The 16,414-nt window shown below is 39.5% G+C and carries 16 protein-coding genes and 4 tRNA genes; 2 read left to right on the top strand and 18 right to left on the bottom strand.

Annotation, left to right across the window (positions count from 1 at the left end; genetic code table 11):
• Positions 1-171: 171 nt before the first annotated feature.
• The 18 genes from RFX69_RS11750 to RFX69_RS11665 all read right to left on the bottom strand — a co-directional run bounded on the left by RFX69_RS11750 (position 172) and on the right by RFX69_RS11665 (position 14,673).
• A tRNA-Thr gene (locus RFX69_RS11750) sits at positions 172-246 on the bottom strand.
• Positions 247-259: 13 nt separating this feature from the next.
• Positions 260-335: transfer RNA gene (locus RFX69_RS11745), tRNA-Gly, on the bottom strand.
• 37 nt (positions 336-372) lie between these two features.
• Positions 373-456 (bottom strand) — tRNA-Tyr (locus RFX69_RS11740).
• A gap of 56 nt (positions 457-512) precedes the next feature.
• Positions 513-588 (bottom strand) — tRNA-Thr (locus RFX69_RS11735).
• A gap of 98 nt (positions 589-686) precedes the next feature.
• A complete protein-coding gene (trpE, locus tag RFX69_RS11730) occupies positions 687-2,180 on the bottom strand; it encodes an anthranilate synthase component I (protein WP_000209087.1) in 1,494 nt (497 codons plus the stop codon).
• A gap of 108 nt (positions 2,181-2,288) precedes the next feature.
• The gene (locus tag RFX69_RS11725) at positions 2,289-2,957 is read right to left on the bottom strand and encodes a phosphoglycolate phosphatase (RefSeq protein WP_000109463.1); all 669 of its coding nucleotides are present in this window, start codon (positions 2,955-2,957) and stop codon (positions 2,289-2,291) included.
• Between the two features lie 65 nt (positions 2,958-3,022).
• Positions 3,023-3,652 (bottom strand): FHA domain-containing protein, encoded by a 630-nt coding sequence (locus RFX69_RS11720; RefSeq protein WP_289332666.1) that lies wholly within the window; start codon positions 3,650-3,652, stop codon positions 3,023-3,025.
• A gap of 40 nt (positions 3,653-3,692) precedes the next feature.
• Complete coding sequence (gspD, locus tag RFX69_RS11715; RefSeq protein ID WP_001196426.1) at positions 3,693-5,969, bottom strand: type II secretion system secretin GspD; 2,277 nt, start codon at positions 5,967-5,969, stop codon at positions 3,693-3,695.
• 41 nt (positions 5,970-6,010) lie between these two features.
• The gene (locus RFX69_RS11710) at positions 6,011-6,847 is read right to left on the bottom strand and encodes a type II secretion system protein N (protein WP_000870029.1); all 837 of its coding nucleotides are present in this window, start codon (positions 6,845-6,847) and stop codon (positions 6,011-6,013) included.
• Positions 6,847-7,590, bottom strand: a complete 744-nt coding sequence (gspN, locus tag RFX69_RS11705; protein ID WP_005129860.1) for a type II secretion system protein N — start codon at positions 7,588-7,590, stop codon at positions 6,847-6,849. The genes RFX69_RS11710 and gspN overlap by 1 nt, the downstream gene beginning before the upstream one ends.
• Before the next feature lie 332 nt (positions 7,591-7,922).
• Positions 7,923-8,249: an H-NS family nucleoid-associated regulatory protein gene (locus RFX69_RS11700; protein WP_000801427.1), complete on the bottom strand. Its 327-nt coding sequence runs from the start codon at positions 8,247-8,249 to the stop codon at positions 7,923-7,925.
• Positions 8,250-8,443: 194 nt separating this feature from the next.
• Positions 8,444-8,884 carry a thioesterase family protein gene (locus RFX69_RS11695; RefSeq protein ID WP_000661569.1) on the bottom strand — a complete coding sequence of 147 codons (441 nt, stop codon included), beginning with the start codon at positions 8,882-8,884 and terminating at the stop codon, positions 8,444-8,446.
• Positions 8,885-8,891: 7 nt separating this feature from the next.
• On the bottom strand, positions 8,892-10,085 hold the full coding sequence (locus RFX69_RS11690) for a hypothetical protein (RefSeq protein ID WP_000681777.1): 1,194 nt from the start codon (positions 10,083-10,085) through the stop codon (positions 8,892-8,894).
• A 9-nt stretch (positions 10,086-10,094) separates the two neighbouring features.
• A complete protein-coding gene (locus RFX69_RS11685) occupies positions 10,095-10,934 on the bottom strand; it encodes a hypothetical protein (protein WP_001230202.1) in 840 nt (279 codons plus the stop codon).
• A gap of 8 nt (positions 10,935-10,942) precedes the next feature.
• On the bottom strand, positions 10,943-11,710 hold the full coding sequence (locus RFX69_RS11680; protein ID WP_289332665.1) for a uroporphyrinogen-III synthase: 768 nt from the start codon (positions 11,708-11,710) through the stop codon (positions 10,943-10,945).
• 4 nt (positions 11,711-11,714) lie between these two features.
• Positions 11,715-12,632, bottom strand: coding sequence for a hydroxymethylbilane synthase (gene hemC / locus RFX69_RS11675; RefSeq protein WP_032010053.1), 918 nt, complete (start codon positions 12,630-12,632; stop codon positions 11,715-11,717).
• A gap of 100 nt (positions 12,633-12,732) precedes the next feature.
• Entirely contained in the window at positions 12,733-13,473 is a 741-nt protein-coding gene (locus RFX69_RS11670) for a LytTR family DNA-binding domain-containing protein (RefSeq protein ID WP_000865993.1), read from the bottom strand.
• A 60-nt stretch (positions 13,474-13,533) separates the two neighbouring features.
• A complete protein-coding gene (locus RFX69_RS11665) occupies positions 13,534-14,673 on the bottom strand; it encodes a sensor histidine kinase (protein WP_002062409.1) in 1,140 nt (379 codons plus the stop codon).
• On the opposite strand from RFX69_RS11665, the gene argH reads away from it, so the two are divergent.
• Entirely contained in the window at positions 14,664-16,097 is a 1,434-nt protein-coding gene (gene argH, locus RFX69_RS11660) for an argininosuccinate lyase (protein ID WP_000213740.1), read from the top strand. The two genes, RFX69_RS11665 and argH, sit on opposite strands and share 10 nt — an antisense overlap.
• A 9-nt stretch (positions 16,098-16,106) precedes the next feature.
• Positions 16,107-16,376 (top strand): oxidative damage protection protein, encoded by a 270-nt coding sequence (locus RFX69_RS11655; RefSeq protein ID WP_000089996.1) that lies wholly within the window; start codon positions 16,107-16,109, stop codon positions 16,374-16,376.
• Positions 16,377-16,414: the final 38 nt, after the last annotated feature.

Genomic DNA, 16,414 nt, shown 5'->3' with positions numbered 1-16,414 from the left:
TTTAGCCATGATGATCTTCCTCGTTTACGTCGAACCACCTACAAATGGCGCTGAGCTAACTCAGTTTATCGACATATCGCCTAAAAAAACTAGACACCTAATACTTGAAAAGCAGACTATATAGCCTGCTTTTTGAAAACTTTGTGGAAATCCACATTAAACTTTAATATCTGGAGCTCTTATCGAGATTTGAACTCGAGACCTCTCCCTTACCAAGGGAGTGCTCTACCACTGAGCTATAAGAGCGACTATCCTTCGATGGAGCGGGAGACGAGGATCGAACTCGCGACATGCAGCTTGGAAGGCTGCCGCTCTACCAACTGAGCTACTCCCGCAACGTTGGTAATAACCACTTCACTCGAAGTTTAGAGATGGTGGTGAGAGAAGGATTCGAACCTTCGAAGCTTTCGCAACAGAGTTACAGTCTGCCCCCTTTGGCCGCTCGGGAATCTCACCAATATCGCACTTATCTACAGTGCCGTTCTTTACTCAATTAACTTAACACTTTAAAATGGTGCCGGCACACGGATTCGAACTGTGGACCTACTGATTACAAGTCAGTTGCTCTACCAACTGAGCTATGCCGGCGTTTCTTAGTGTTTCGTACGTTTCGTATCGGAACGGTGTGCAGTTTAGCAAAACTTCCAAACGATGCAAGCGGTTTTTTAAAAAAAACCGCTAAAAACTCATAAAATCAATCCGTTTGACGATAATTCAACCGCTTTGATCACTGCGCGAGCTTTTATTTGGGTTTCATTCCACTCAGATTCTGGATTTGAGTCAGCAACTAGCCCTGCACCAGCCTGTACATACACCTTTTTGTCACGGATAACACAAGTACGGATTGCAATTGACATATCCATTTCACCATGCCATCCCAAATAACCAACAGCCCCGCCAAAAACTCCCCTTTTCACAGGCTCTACTTCATCAATAATTTCCATTGCACGAATTTTTGGGGCACCTGATAACGTTCCTGCCGGAAAGGTGGCTTTAAATACATCAAGTGCATCGATATCATCACGCACTTCACCTTGTACATTTGAAACAATATGCATGACATGTGAATAGCGCTCAATCACCATTTGATCCGTGACTTGGACTTTACCTATTTTCGATACGCGCCCTACATCGTTTCGCCCAAGATCAATCAGCATTAAATGTTCAGCAATCTCCTTTTCATCAGACAGCAAATCTTTTTCTAATGCTATATCTTCTTCTTTAGTTTTACCGCGCGGTCTAGTTCCTGCCAAAGGTCGAACTGTAGCAATACCATTTTCTAAACGAGATAAAATTTCCGGTGATGAGCCAACAATATGAAATGGTTTTTTATCAGTAATCGTTTGCCCTTGAACCAAGAATAGATAAGGTGATGGATTTAAATGACGTAATGCACGGTAAACCTGTAAAGCTTCTCCATCAAAATCAGAAACCATACGCTGCCCAGGTACAACCTGCATCACATCGCCTGCACGGATATACTCTTTAACCTTCTCTACCGTCTCTAAGAATTTTGCTTTACCAGTAATTGATTCAAAATGCGGAGGCGTATGTGGTTGCGCTTGCAAACTAACTGGAGTCGCCAACAACTGTTCTAATTGATCTAATTTTTGCTGAGCGTCTTCATAAGCATTACTCTGCTCTGTATCCGCATGCACAATTAAAAATAGCGTATCTTTAAGATTGTCAAAAACAATGACTGTCTTTGAGAGCATCAACCATAAATCTGGTAGCGTAATCGGATCAGCCGTAGGTACATTCTTTAAACGTGGCTCGATGTAGCGGACAGCATCGTAGCCCAAATAACCCACCAAGCCGCCCGTAAAGCTTGGTAAGTCTGGTAAGAGTTTAGCCGTAGGAACTTTAAATTGTTTTTGGAATTCACGGATATATTGGAATGGGTCTAGACAATTTTGCTGTGTTACTGATCCGTCAGCATGTTGTATAGATAAAACACCAGCGTTACAGGAAAAAACTGTTGATTCGCCTAAACCAATCATAGAGTAGCGCGCCCAGTTTTCCCCCCCTTCAACAGACTCAAATAAGTAAGCCTGTGTTTGATCCTTAAAACGAGCAAAAACAGATAATGGGGTTTCTGTATCCGCTAAACGCTGACGATAAACAGGAATAGTATTGTAACCAGCAGCCTTAAGTTGCTCGAATTGCGCTAATGTTGTCATGAATCTTCTCTAATATGGTTTCGATTTAAAAGTGTGTTTTTCTAGATTCGGTTTAGACACGCCATCGAAAAACCATACGCTTATTCATTCTTATCTCCATTTTCTTCATTAGACAATTAACTCAGCAAGACTATCAACAACTTGCTGAGGTTGGCAATCATAGATATTCTCTCCATGATTATAGCCATAGCTAACCACAATACAATCAATTCCAGCACGGCGTGCAGCTTCAATATCATTACTTGAGTCGCCAATCATTAATGATTGTGAAGCAGATATTTTTAGGCTTTCCATGCAATGCAATAATGGTAGTGGGTGCGGCTTTCTTTCAGGTAAGCTATCTCCTCCAAGTACAACTTGAAAATAAGAAGAAAGCTCTAGCGCATCCAGTAACCCTTGAGCAAGTTTGACAGGCTTATTAGTCACACATGCCATTTTGATATTCAAAGTTTGGCAATGTTTTAAAAACTCAGGTACGCCTGGGTAAATTTGAGTATTCACACACAGCTCCGCACCATATACCTCTACAAATTTCTGTAATAAAACTTTATGTTGTTCAACATCTAATTTTCCAAATATATGAAGCAGAACACTTTCGCAAAGTTTTGAAGCCCCTTTACCTACCCATTCCCGTATTTGTGCTTCTGTTACCAATGGCCAACTGAGTGATTGCAAACTTAAGTTCATAGACCGATATAAATCGGCAGCGGAGTCAACCAACGTTCCATCTAGATCAAATAAAATTAAATCGCGCTTACTTAGTTGTGCAACAGACATTTTCTTCTACTCAAAATTAAAAAGGCATGCGTTTAGCATGCCTTGATTGTAAAAGCACCAACGAATTATTTAAAGAATAACCACGCCAATACAGCTAAAATCACTAAAATAATAATGGTCACTAGACCAATAGATGCATTCTTCTGCTGCTCTTTCTCTTCAGCAACTCGAAAAACTGGCTCCTCAATAGCAACAGGAGTTTGTTCTGGCTGAGGATGAATATCCACCCCTTCAGGAATCGGTGCTGGTTTTGGTACAGAAACTCGCTGAGGCATTCCATCACGACTCACTTCAGTTTCTGCTGCACGCTCCGCAATACTTGGCATACCTTGATCGCTTAAATCTTGTGTTGGTGCAGTTTGTACTGGCTCTACCTCAATTTCAGCTAAATCAGTACTTTCTTGTGCAGGGGCGAAAACTGAAAATTTTAAACTTGCGAATTGAACAATATCACCATCATGCAACTGTTTTTCTTGCTCAATACGAATATCGTTTACAAACGTACCATTCGATGAATTAAGGTCTTGCACCCATAGCGCTTGATCTTTTAACAGCAATGCTGCATGGCGTCGTGAAATTTCAGCAGCCTGTAGTAATAAATCGGCATCTTGATGACGTCCCACCAACATATCACGATCAACTTTAATTTCTTGGCCAGTAAATTCACCAGTAATTGCTTGTAATTTCCAAGTCATGCCTATGTCCTATTCATTTTTTATTAATCATAACATGCTACTACGGCGCTGTGCTTGGACGCAGTGTCGTTGTTGTTACTGTATTTTTAGTACGATTAATTTCGGGATCAGGCAACTGTAGTGTTTGCTTTTGGACGGTAGGTTCTACAGCTACCGGCGTAGTTATGGTCGAACTTTTACCACCTGATGGAACCTGTTGATAATTTTTTGGCTTAGAGGCAATACTCGGCGGGGTCATTTTTTGGTTATAAATATCATCAACTTGCTCAGGTAATTTTGCAAAGTTGCCATTTTTATCCATAGCCAATTGCAAGCTATAAAGTTGATTATAGCGCTGCTGAGATAAACGGCGTACATCATTTGCATCGCCCACAATTGTTGGGTGAATAAAAACGAGAAGGTTACGTTTTACATTGCTTCTGTTATCTGATCGGAACAATCGCCCAACATAAGGAATACTACTTAAACCAGGTATACCTTGTCTTGAAAGCGAAGTGTCATCCGACACCAATCCACCTAGCACCACAGTCTGCCCATGCTCAGCTAAAACAGCTGTTTTAATAGCGCGTTTACTTGTCACCAAGTCAGCTGCTTGCCCACGGCTATCTTGAACAGCAGAAACTTCTTGCTCTACTTCTAAACGAACAGTACCCCCTTCACCGATATGTGGAACAACTTTCAAGGTCACACCGACATCTTTACGCTCAACAGTTGTATAGGGATTGATACCTGTACTATTGGTAGTGACCGACCCTGTGACAAATGGAACGTTCTGACCTACAACAATATAAGCTTCTTCATTATCCATCGTCACAATGGACGGTGTCGAAAGTAAGTTTGATTTAGTATTGGTTTTGAGAGCCTGAATTAGTGCACCATATGCCTTACGAGAATTATCAAAATTGCCCAATCCTAAAGTCGCACCATTACCTTTATTAGCTCCATTAGCGATAGCAGATGCAGCTCCAGCCGAACCACCCGATAAATAACCAGCAGCGATAGAAGATAAACTCGCCCCTACATTACTAAAGCTAAGTAAACCAATCCCACTAGATAAATCACCGAGTGCCCATTGAATTCCAAGTTGATCTGCATCATCTCCAGAGACTTCAATAATTGCAGCTTCGATGAGTACTTGTTGACGGCGAACGTCAAGTTGCTGAATTGCAGACTCAATTTCACGCATTAATTGGGGATCAGCTTTAACTACCAATGAGTTCTGAGCATTATCTGCAATAATACTCACACCGTTTTGATTAAAGCTGGTGATATTGTTCTGATTACTACTGTTCGAATTACCGTTTAGGTTAATTGCAGGAGTTGAAATTGAGGCACCATTTGAACCCGATGTATTTGAACCAGAATTCTGGTTATTACCAATTAAACTATTAATCGGATTCGATGAGTTAGATGAATTATTACTATTATTCGATGAAGATACTGCCTGTCCTGTGACTAAGCCTTGCAAAATTTCAGACAAGTTTTTAGCACTGGCATATTTCAAACGGAAAACTTTTAAGCCACCTAAACGATCTGCCGAAGGTACATCCAGCATCTCAATCATATGACGAATACGTTTACGTGTTTGCGGATCACCTTTTATTAAAATACGGTTTGTCCGATTATCAGCAATAATACGAATACGGGCACCACTAAAATCTTTAGATGCGCCTGTTGCGCTCATCGCTTCAAGCTGGGTAATAATTTCTTCTGCTTGGCTCGACTGAAGCGTGATCGCTTCAATATCATTTTGCCCAGTTCCATCCAAGTTACGAATAATATTTTCAAGTTGATAAATATTCGCCGCTCTATCAGAAACAATAAGTGCATTGGTTCCTGCAATTGCCGCCATATGTGCAAATTGCGGCATTAAGGGACGAAGTGCTGGAATTAAGTCATTTGGATTAGTATTTTCCAGCCAAATCACACGTGTAACGATTTGATCACCACGAACCCTATTTCTAGAATCATAAGGAATTCCCGAGTTTTTAACATTACTATCCGGTACAAGCTTAATGGTATTACCAGACGGAATTGCAACCACCCCGTTTACATTTAAGACCCCAAGAAATAGGTCATAAACTTCATCTTTATTTAATGGCTTATTAGAAATAACCGTGACATTACCACGTACTCTCGGATCTACAGCGAAGTTCTTTCCTGTAATGTCTGCAACTTCATTAATAAAGGCAGTTAAGTCAGCATCACGTAAATTGATCTTCCATGTTTGGGCATAGGCACTGCTACTTACTGTCGCAATCAATGGGGCTGCTGCAAGTAATGCCCAAAGTGGACGTTGATGATTCAATAAAGCCATAACTCGCGATATTTCCTAACTCTTATGGTGACGTGTTATCACTAAAAATTTTGTTGTATGGTCATCACTTGATCACCACGTTTTATTTCTATTTTTACTTGCCCTGCTCGACGAGCCTGCTCAAGTAATTGCACATCCGTTTGCCCTTGCCCAACCGCTTGACCATTCAAAGAGACAATTCGATCGCCAGGTCTTAAACCTAACTTATTTCTAAGTGCAGTCGGTGTACGTTCTGTAACTTCATAGCCTTCACCTGAGTTACCACTTACCCCCATATCTCGGAGGTATTGCTCTCGGTTACCTTGCATCTGCTGGATCGCTTGTCCCAATGCCTGTTGGGCCGTATTCATAGGCTCTGTAGGTTGAGACGGTGTAGCACTTTGTTGTGAAGCATCCGGAGTCATCGGTTGATATAAACCATTTGGCAAACCTTTGAACTGAAGTTCACGGGTACTGCCATTTCCTTGACTCAACACAACATGATCCCAATACACCTCTGCCAATTGGTAAGAAGTTGAACCAATGGTTTCACCAACTCGATAACGCTCAGCAGTATTATCAATTTTAATAACAGCAGAGGAAAACCGGTTTGGATAGCCGACCATTACACCCTGCAATTCTAAATTCACGCTTTCTTGAGCCGCATTGGCAGAAGGTTCGTTAAAAAGTGAAAAAGTACTAATATTTGGTATTTGTGGTTGTTGAGAACCGAGTTCTACCCGATCAAATTGCATCAGTTGAGGAGGCGCAATCACCAACCAAAAAAATGAAGCGAGTTTCCAACATAACCACAAAATTAAAATGGCAAGGACCACTACACTCAGTCGATCTAATTTTTGCCATTGCAATTGCTGTAATTTATCAATCCATACTTTCATTAGTTGCCACCTTGTAATAATGGTTGGCGAGAACTAATGACAAAAGTATCCAAACCGGCTTTACCGTCATATGATGGAACATTGAGTAATAAACGCTGTGTGAGCTGAACATCCAGCATCATATTGGCATCTAGTAAAAGATTGGCCATTTTTTGATTACGCTGATCACGGATGTCCACTTGTAGTTGTCCGTTCTGGTCAGTCAACTGCCCACTTAAAGAAGGCATATTCATACGATCTTGACGATCACCAATATTATAAATGAGCGCCCCACCACCCCAATGCAATTGCCCATCAACTGCCGCAAAGCCTTGCTCTTTTTTATAATTAAATTGGATATCTTTAAGTTGAATACTGTTTACAGGCCATTGCCAATTTACAATTTGCTTCAGTGTTTCTGGAGCAATCTGGCCATTCATATCCCTTACAATAACTTTTTTTCCAAAACCATACGCCATAATCCCCGTTAATTGCGTATTACCACTATGAATATCAACATTTGCAGCAAAGCGTAATAAAAGTAAGTCTAGCGGTCTCGTTTTCCAGTGGATAGTGCCTCGTAACGTTCCACGGTGCCAGTCTGCCTGCCCCTGCCAGATGTTGCCACTTACATTATGGACAGTTTGATTATTCTTTGAAAATTTAGAGATAAGCCAAGTCGCCGGAATCTGTAAAATAATAAAAATTAAAAATGCAATGAGGGCAAAAAACCACCACTTCCATTGCTTAGACTTTTTCTTCATTCAGCCTTACCAACATGCAAATTATCATCCTTATATGAGAGTTCCTCTCTAGTCTGACATTATGCATACTTTTTCAACATCGCCAATTCACTTCATATAAAAAAACCAAGCAATCGGGCTTGGCGTCTCGCTAAAGACTATAAGTTGAACGTATGACAAAATCATGAAATTTACGATTGATCTTGCTAAATGAAAATTTAGTCTCAACAATGCTCTTAATTAGCAACTCAAGCACCTTATTGAATATTCATATTTAAAATAAAATTTTTTTAATTCTTTTTAAAAATAAAAAAGCCAAGCAGAATCGCTTGGCTTTTTAAGAGGCAATACAATTAGATTAAGAAATCTTCAAGTTTTGCACCTTTTTCAATTTCAGCAACTAACCAACGTGGTTGTTTACCGCGACCAGTCCAAGTCTCTTCAGCATTGTTTTTGTTACGGTAACGTGGTTCTACAGATTTACGTGTTGTTTTCTTACGTTTTTGAGCGCCAAATTCTAGAAGCTGTTCAACACTAAAACCTACATTTTCAGCAATTTCGATAATTTGATTATAAGCATCTTCGATTGCTTGATCTTTTTTGCTTGCAATTAAAGCTTCTGCTTCTTCTTGTAAGCGTTTTAACTCTTCAACAGATAATTCACTAATATCCGGTTTCATTAATAAATACTCCAGTCTTACTGACAATTCAAATAATACAGACAAAATTTAAAAACATTAAATCATAACCAATCATATTTATATTCTATTCAATAAGCAATAGTTTGAAAGTCAAGTTCATCAGAATAACGCTATAAATTTACTTTTTAATTACATTAGCAATTATAATTGTAATATATTTTCTTAATATTTATTTAAGCTAAATGTATTAAATCATGCCCAACTGATTTTTCTAATTCAATAATTTTACTTTTTACTTCACTTGGTATTTCACATTTTAATCCTGTCATTTTATTCACACAAACCATAACTGCTTCACCTGTAGCAACAATTTGCTGCTGCGATTCACTCCATAATATATAAGCCATACGGAACGCGCTCTTACGTAGCTCTTCTACACGAACCCCTACTTTCAATACATCTGGATAAAACACAGGTTTTAAATATTTGCACTGACTTGAAGCAACAACAGTATATATATTTGGAGTTAATATATTTACATTTTCCATATATAAAATACGTGAGCTTTCAATATATCTATAATATTGCACATTATTGACATGGCCAAAAGCATCCATATCTCCCCATGCTACTTTCTGGTCGTATATTACAGGGTAGACAGACAGTTCTTTCATTTTTACCTCAGATTTTAAATTTTAAAAAATTCGCATCATTTTCAAAGATTAGGTTTAACTGTTTGATTAACTCATCATCTTCTTTTAAGGTTGATTTAATACGTAAATAGCTCATTAAAATATTATCAGGGTATAAACTTAATAATATTTCTGCTTCAGCTTGACGACCTGTTGCCATGTAAACATGCCATTTTGCAAATGTTAAAACTGGCAAATTCATATATTGAGATTCAAATTGATTAATCTTTTCTTCAACATCGGCATAGTCAGGAACCTGCTTAAGCAATTGTTGCTGAAACCATAAGTAAAATACGTCCGGATCGAATTGCTCTTTGAGTAAATGCAAGGTTAATGCTTCATGCTGAATACTCATTTCTGGCATACGGGCCAAAAGTTTTAACCATAACAATTTACTGCTATAAGGTCTGGTTTGAATTTCTGACTCTAAATCTAGATAGCGCTGTTGCAATGCTTGTAAATCATCAATTGAAGCTTGATCAAACTGTTGAAGAAGTTGTTGTAGCCATAAATCACGATGTTCAGCGTCCAACAAACCATATTTCATAGAACGCAAGTATACCCATGGTTGTTGTAAAGCAAGCTGCCCCCAAAGCGCCGTTAAACGTTGTTGATATGCTGTCTCAATCTCTTCAAGCCATGGCGATAACTGATGCTGATATAAAAACTCAAGATGGGTTAAGGCACGTTCAGCTTCGTTTTGTGCCAAGAATATTTCAATACGCTGTAATTCTGCTAACTCAAAAGCCATTGGTGGGGATTGATCCAAGGCCTCTAAAGCTTTTTGGTAATCTCCACTTAAAACTAGAAATTTGGCATCAATAATATTTTTTAGAAGGCCTGATTGAGTAAAAACACGTTCGATAAATACCCGTTGATCTTCAGCAGCCTCTAATAACCAGACAATACCTAATTGTTCATACGGATGAAGGTTTTTAAACTGAAAAATATTCTCTCTCTTTCTTTGTTCCCGAGAAGAATAACGCTTAATCCAGAGCCATATCACCTGAGCAATAAAGCTCATCACAACAAACGTAAAGACTAATCCCCATACATTTGTTTGCAATTGCAATTGCCGCCAGTAAATATAAACATATCCCATACCATAGCCATAACTGAATAAAGCCAAGGCTGCGAAAAGGACTAAGCTAATTAAAAAGTAAACCCACAGGAGATGCTTCATGTGTCCTCCTTATGAGCCGATTAGACCAAGTGTCGATAATTTAGGAACAGGCACTACAGATAAATGTGCCACTTTAGCAATACGGGTTTTGAGTTGTTGGCTAGTCGCATCGGGTAATTCATTTAGTTTTTGCATTACTGTCTGCAACTCATTTTGATATTCAGCCATTTTTCCTTGGTTTAAAGCTTGCTCAGCAATTAATAGCCTTAATTGCACTTCTTTAAGCACTACACTTCGGTTCATTAAATTAATAGACGGCGTTTCTACTTTCTCAATACGGAACCATTTTTTCCACCATGACACAGCCTCGGATTGATCCATCTCAAATTTAGGCTGTTTTAAGGCTTGCTGAATATTTTTATCAATATTCTGAAGTAAATCATCAATGAGTTGATGTCGCTGATTTTGAGCAAGTACAAATTGTTGAATGGCCTGCTTATCTTGCTCAAGAGCCTGATTTAAGCTGTGTTGTAATGCGGGAGCAATTCCATATTGTGGTAGGGTCTGCTGTAGTTGGGTTAGATGATCTACAGCATAAATAAATTGCTGTTGGTCAATTGCAAACTGGATTAACTCTAATTTTTGTTTAATTAATACGGTCGGTGCAATTCCGGTTTGAACAACTTCAGTCGTTGCTAAAGGCGTTGTTTTAGAATTATGACTTGGTTGATTTTGAATTTGTCTTTGCAAAGCAACCAATTGATCATTCAAATTGGCATATTGCTGTTCAGATTGTAGCAAGCTTTGCTGAAGTTCAGGAACGGTACGAGAAATTTGCCACATATCGTAGCTGAGCTTAGCCACCCAAGCGATGCCCAGCAAAATGATGATAGAAACAAGTTTTCTCATACGAATCCTTATAATGCCTGAATGTGATGAATCATCCCCGAAGGCGATAAATTTTCAAGTTGAATAATGTGAAAATGAGCTTGTTGCTGATCGCGATAGTCTTTAACAAGTTGAAAAAGGCGTGGTCCTAAAACTAAATATACGCAATCAGGTTGTACCTTATTTTTTAAACAAAGCTCTAACCAGTATTTCCAGCTCGCCTCACTGGTAATTAAGACGAGCCATTTATCTAAATTATAATTTGAATTCTGTGTCAGATGTTTGAGTGTCGAATATGAAGCTTGCGGACACTGCCGGCGATATAGAACAAAATTTAAAATCTGAATTCCTTGCTGTTGCAAAGTTTCCATCATAAATTGACGGCCGCCTTCACCTCTCCAAAAAGCCACGCTACCTGATTTTTGCATACAATGAAGGAGAGGTAAGTTAAGCATTCCCTCGGAAGTTTCAACCTCAGGAACATGCGCTTCAATCCCATAGTCGTGAAGACGATTAGCCGTCGCCTGTCCCACCGCAATCCATTGAATATGTTTTAGCTCATCTATTTTTAAACCACTTTGTGCTAAATACTGCATCCCCACATCAACAGCAGTAGGACTAACCACTACAATCGCTTGTGCACCAGTTAACTGCTGATAGAGTTGAGAGAGTGATTCTGAAAAAGGTTGAGCAACCAGTTCTAAAAGAGGTAAAGACTCGACCTGAAACCCCTTCTTCTGCAAAGCATGAGTTAATTCAGCCGCACGCGAGTCAGGTCGGGTATTAATAAACAACATAGCGTTAGTAGAGGGCCTTTAATAAATCACCAGCGCCTTGATCAAGTAAGTTCCGAGCAAGGTTTTCACCTAATTGCTGAGCATTATTCGCTTCATCTGTAAGCTCAGCCCGTAATAATGTTTGCCCATCAACACTACCTACACGGCCTTCAATATGAATTTTTCCATCTTGTAATGTTGCATAACCTGCAATCGGCACCTGACAACCACCTTCAAGATATGCATTGAATGCTCGCTCAGCACGTACACATACATCCGTCTCTGGGTGTAGAAGTGGCTGAATTAAAGCCAACACTTCTTGGTCATCTGCACGGCATTCCAAACCAAGAGCGCCCTGACCAACCGCAGGCAAACTTACACTTGGCTCGATACAGTGGCGAATGCGTTCTGCCAATCCTAAACGTTTTAAACCAGCACTCGCCAAGATAATGGCATCATATTGACCATCGTCTAGCTTCGCTAAGCGGGTACCGACATTACCACGTAAATCAATAATTTGTAGATCTGGACGTTGTTTTAAAATTTGTGATTTACGACGTAAACTTGAGGTGCCAACTTTTGCTCCTTGCGGCAAATCAGCAAATTTTTCAAATTGATTCGAAACAAAAGCATCTAACGGATCTTCACGTTCGCAAATTACGGCCAAAGTTAAACCTTCTGGTAATGCCATCGGAACATCTTTCATTGAATGTACAGCAATGTCCGCACGACCATCTAAAAGTGCTGCTTCCAATTCTTTAACGAACAACCCTTTGCCACCAATTTTTGCTAAAGGTGTATCTAAAATTTTATCGCCCTGCGTGACAAACTTAACCAACTCCACCGTTAAATCTGGGTGAAGCTCCTGTAAACGGGCACGAATATGTTCTGCCTGCCAAAGAGCAAGTGGGCTTTGTCGTGTAGCAATTTTCAAGGTTTTCATAAATTCAAGCATGGGCTGGTCAAACAATACACCCTAAACTTAACTTGATCCCTTAAAATTGCAAGTAAAATCTCACAAGCAAAAATAAGATGAATACAGGTTAAAGTTGGTGTATCCGTTCTCTAAGGGTAGATAAATGACGGCGGCTTACGGAAAGTCTTTCATCTAAGCCACGTAAGCGAACCTGATATTGGCCCGAACTTACTAGCTCTAAACCATCTAAATAAGCAATCGAGACCAATGCATTACGGTGAATACGGATGAACTGATCTGCGAACTCAGTTTCAAGTTCTTTAAGTGTTTCGTCAATCAATACACTGCCATTTTTATGACGTACCGTGACATATTTCTGATCTGCTAAAAAGTAATAGATATTTTCAACAGGAATTAGCTCAACCCCACGATAGGTTTTAGCAGCAATTTGATGACGTTGTGTTTTTAAATCCTGTAAAAGCTCAGGTTTAGGCAAAGCGCTGAGCTGTGCTTGCGTTAGCTGGGTTAATTGCTTAAATGTCTGCTCCAGCTCTTGAGGATCAATGGGCTTAAGAAGATAAGCTTGTGCTTGTGACTTAAATGCCTCCAATGCATGCTGATCATAAGCTGTGCAAAACACTATGGCAGGTCGAGGATTAAGTTGGCTTAATTGCTCCGCACAGACGAGACCATTCATACCCGGCATCTGGATATCAAGTAAAATCACATCTGGGTGATGAAGCCGTGCCTGTTCCAAGGCATCTTGGCCATGATGAGCTGTTGCAACAACCTCATGTCCCATCTTTGAAACTAAACGTGACAATCGTTCCACTGCAAGTGGTTCGTCATCACAAATTAGCACCTTCATTCATCCTCCTTGTCACCGTTAACTTGGTCCATTTTTTTATGGTTAACTCTGACTGACTTATTATTTTGATTGGTATTGATAGCTCATAATAGTGGTATATAAAGCCTCACCCTTATATACCTGGAATCTCACTGAATTCCCATAATACGCTTTTAAGCGCTGTTTAACATTTTCAAGAGCGATTCCATGCCCTTTCCGTGAATTTATTGTATCGTGTGTATAAGGGTTGGTAATGACTATACTGACCTGATTTTGCAATATTTCAACCAATACCCCAATGGTTGCTTTACCCATCATTGGCTCTACCCCATGAAAAATACTATTCTCTAATAAAGGTTGTAATGTCAATAAAGGAATAGTGACCTGTTTTAATTGCAAAGGTTCAATTTCCACTTTCCATTCGACTTTTAAACGCTCGCCCAAACGTATTTGCTCAATCATTAAATATTGTTTACTAAGCTCAATTTCTTCATGCAAGCTCACTAATTTTAATTCTTGAAAACTCGCCCGAAACAGTCGTGACAGGCTAATTAACATACTTTCTGCTTTATCTGGATCTATCGTTATTAAACTCACCACATTATTTAGACTATTAAATAAAAAATGAGGATGAATGCGAGCCTGCATTGCCTGAATACGGGCATTTAATTCTGCATATTGTTGGTGTAACCATTGTTCTCGAACATATAAATAACGCAGACAAAAGGCCCCTAATAATATTCCATAACTTAAATATAAAGGGACATTGGTAAAATAAATGCTCCAGTCCTGCGCTATAACAGATGTTTTTTTCAAAACTCCGAACTGAAAAAAATTGCTTATTATCGTGGTTACCACAACTATCGCTTGCAGCATAACAAAGCCAATTACCAAAGCATATTTTTGCTGTAGCTGACTAAAAAAATCCTGAAAATGTTCAACCAATGCAAAAAAAGACAAAATCACCCAGTTAATAAAAATGATGTATTGTAAAAGACGTGAGCCGTTTAATGCATGCCAAGACTGTGCTTCAGCCAAAGCTAAAACCAGAGCTAAAACATTACTTGCGATAATTAATTCTAATAAATGTTGCCAACGATCAATTTTCGTAAAAAAATAGGAGGAATTTTGATTTCGATATGCTGTAGAAAACAACTTTGTTTGTTGAGCTTCGGCAAGTGATATACTCTTTTTTATTTTACTGAGCCACCATGACCACATCTTCAAATCCCCCTAATTCAGCAGCCCCAAACCAAACCTCAGGTATGTGGGGCGGTCGTTTTTCTGAAGCGACGGATGCTTTTGTAGCCGAATTTACCGCCTCTGTTCAATTTGACCAGCGTTTTTATAAGCAAGACATCGCTGGTTCTATTGCGCATGCTACCATGCTTGCGAAAGTTGGCGTACTGACAGAAGCAGAACGAGACGACATTATTGAAGGTTTAAGCACCATTCGTGCAGAAATTGAAGCTGGAACTTTTGAATGGCGTATCGATCTTGAAGATGTTCACATGAACATTGAATCACGTTTGACTCAACGTATCGGTATTACAGGTAAAAAACTTCACACTGGCCGTAGCCGTAACGACCAAGTTGCAACTGATATCCGTCTTTATCTCCGCGACGAAATTGACGACATTTTAGGCTTATTAGAGCGTTTACAAAAAGGTTTGTTGGGCTTGGCTGCCAAAAATGTAAATACTATTATGCCTGGCTTTACACACTTACAAACAGCTCAACCGGTAACTTTCGGCCATCACTTGTTGGCATGGTTTGAAATGTTAGTTCGTGATACTGAACGTCTTCAAGACTGCCGTAAGCGTGTTAACCGTATGCCACTTGGTTCTGCGGCTCTCGCTGGTACAACTTACCCGATTGATCGTGCTTATACAGCAGAGTTACTAGGCTTTGAAGCTGTATCTGAAAACTCTCTTGATGCTGTATCTGATCGTGATTTTGCTATCGAATTTAATGCAGCAGCATCTTTAATCATGATGCATTTATCGCGTATGTCTGAGGAACTTATTCTTTGGACTTCTGCACAGTTTAAATTCGTAAATATTCCTGATCGCTTCTGTACTGGTTCTTCAATCATGCCGCAGAAGAAAAACCCTGATGTTCCAGAACTCATCCGTGGTAAATCTGGCCGCGTATTTGGTGACTTAATTAGCTTACTTACGCTTATGAAAGGTCAACCACTGGCCTACAACAAAGACAACCAAGAAGATAAAGAACCTTTATTTGATGCCATTGATACCGTTCGTGGTTCACTCATGGCGTTTGCTGACATGATCCCTGCATTGGTTCCAAATGTTGAAATCATGCGTGAAGCTGCTCTTCGCGGATTCTCTACAGCAACTGACCTTGCTGACTACTTAGTGAAAAAAGGCGTTGCGTTCCGTGATGCGCATGAAATTGTAGGTAAAGCTGTTGCATTAGGTGTTGCTGAAGAAAAAGATTTATCTGAATTAACACTTGAGCAATTACAACAATTCTCTGACCTAATTACAGCAGATGTATTTGATAAAGCTTTGACACTAGAAGCTTCGGTAAATGCACGTGATCATATTGGCGGAACTTCACCAAAACAGGTTGAAGCTGCGATTGCACGTGCCCATAAACGTCTAGAACAGTTATACGCTTAAGGATACAAAATGAGTCGACAAGTATTTTGCCGTAAATACCAAAAGGAAATGGAAGGATTGGACTTTGCTCCGTTTCCAGGTGCCAAAGGCCAAGAATTTTTTGAAAATGTTTCTAAGCAAGCATGGCAAGAATGGTTACAGCACCAAACTACGCTAATTAATGAAAAGCGTTTAAACGTGTTTGAACCAGAAGCGAAAAAATTCCTTGAAGAGCAACGTGAGAAGTTCTTCAATAATGATGAGAGCGTTGAAAAAGCGGAAGGCTGGAAACCAGAATAACAGGTTTATTCCAAGCCCATCATTTTTTAAAAGGCAGG

It is taken from the genome of Acinetobacter sp. 148, assembly GCF_031196675.1.
In the GTDB taxonomy this organism is placed as follows: domain Bacteria; phylum Pseudomonadota; class Gammaproteobacteria; order Pseudomonadales; family Moraxellaceae; genus Acinetobacter; species Acinetobacter baumannii.
Note: the sequence above shows the minus strand (reverse complement) of the source record. Positions and strands in the feature narration are given on the sequence as shown.

Excerpts from the sequence above, each read along its gene's own strand:
- trpE (WP_000209087.1), bottom strand. The coding sequence starts at position 2,180 with ATGACAACATTAGCGCAATTCGAGCAACTTAAGGCTGCTGGTTACAAT.
- RFX69_RS11725 (WP_000109463.1), bottom strand. The coding sequence starts at position 2,957 with ATGTCTGTTGCACAACTAAGTAAGCGCGATTTAATTTTATTTGATCTA.
- RFX69_RS11720 (WP_289332666.1), bottom strand. The coding sequence starts at position 3,652 with ATGACTTGGAAATTACAAGCAATTACTGGTGAATTTACTGGCCAAGAA.
- gspD (WP_001196426.1), bottom strand. The coding sequence starts at position 5,969 with ATGGCTTTATTGAATCATCAACGTCCACTTTGGGCATTACTTGCAGCA.
- RFX69_RS11710 (WP_000870029.1), bottom strand. The coding sequence starts at position 6,847 with ATGAAAGTATGGATTGATAAATTACAGCAATTGCAATGGCAAAAATTA.
- gspN (WP_005129860.1), bottom strand. The coding sequence starts at position 7,590 with ATGAAGAAAAAGTCTAAGCAATGGAAGTGGTGGTTTTTTGCCCTCATT.
- RFX69_RS11700 (WP_000801427.1), bottom strand. The coding sequence starts at position 8,249 with ATGAAACCGGATATTAGTGAATTATCTGTTGAAGAGTTAAAACGCTTA.
- RFX69_RS11695 (WP_000661569.1), bottom strand. The coding sequence starts at position 8,884 with ATGAAAGAACTGTCTGTCTACCCTGTAATATACGACCAGAAAGTAGCA.
- RFX69_RS11690 (WP_000681777.1), bottom strand. The coding sequence starts at position 10,085 with ATGAAGCATCTCCTGTGGGTTTACTTTTTAATTAGCTTAGTCCTTTTC.
- RFX69_RS11685 (WP_001230202.1), bottom strand. The coding sequence starts at position 10,934 with ATGAGAAAACTTGTTTCTATCATCATTTTGCTGGGCATCGCTTGGGTG.
- RFX69_RS11680 (WP_289332665.1), bottom strand. The coding sequence starts at position 11,710 with ATGTTGTTTATTAATACCCGACCTGACTCGCGTGCGGCTGAATTAACT.
- hemC (WP_032010053.1), bottom strand. The coding sequence starts at position 12,632 with ATGAAAACCTTGAAAATTGCTACACGACAAAGCCCACTTGCTCTTTGG.
- RFX69_RS11670 (WP_000865993.1), bottom strand. The coding sequence starts at position 13,473 with ATGAAGGTGCTAATTTGTGATGACGAACCACTTGCAGTGGAACGATTG.
- argH (WP_000213740.1), top strand. The coding sequence starts at position 14,664 with ATGACCACATCTTCAAATCCCCCTAATTCAGCAGCCCCAAACCAAACC.
- RFX69_RS11665 (WP_002062409.1), bottom strand. The coding sequence starts at position 14,673 with ATGTGGTCATGGTGGCTCAGTAAAATAAAAAAGAGTATATCACTTGCC.
- RFX69_RS11655 (WP_000089996.1), top strand. The coding sequence starts at position 16,107 with ATGAGTCGACAAGTATTTTGCCGTAAATACCAAAAGGAAATGGAAGGA.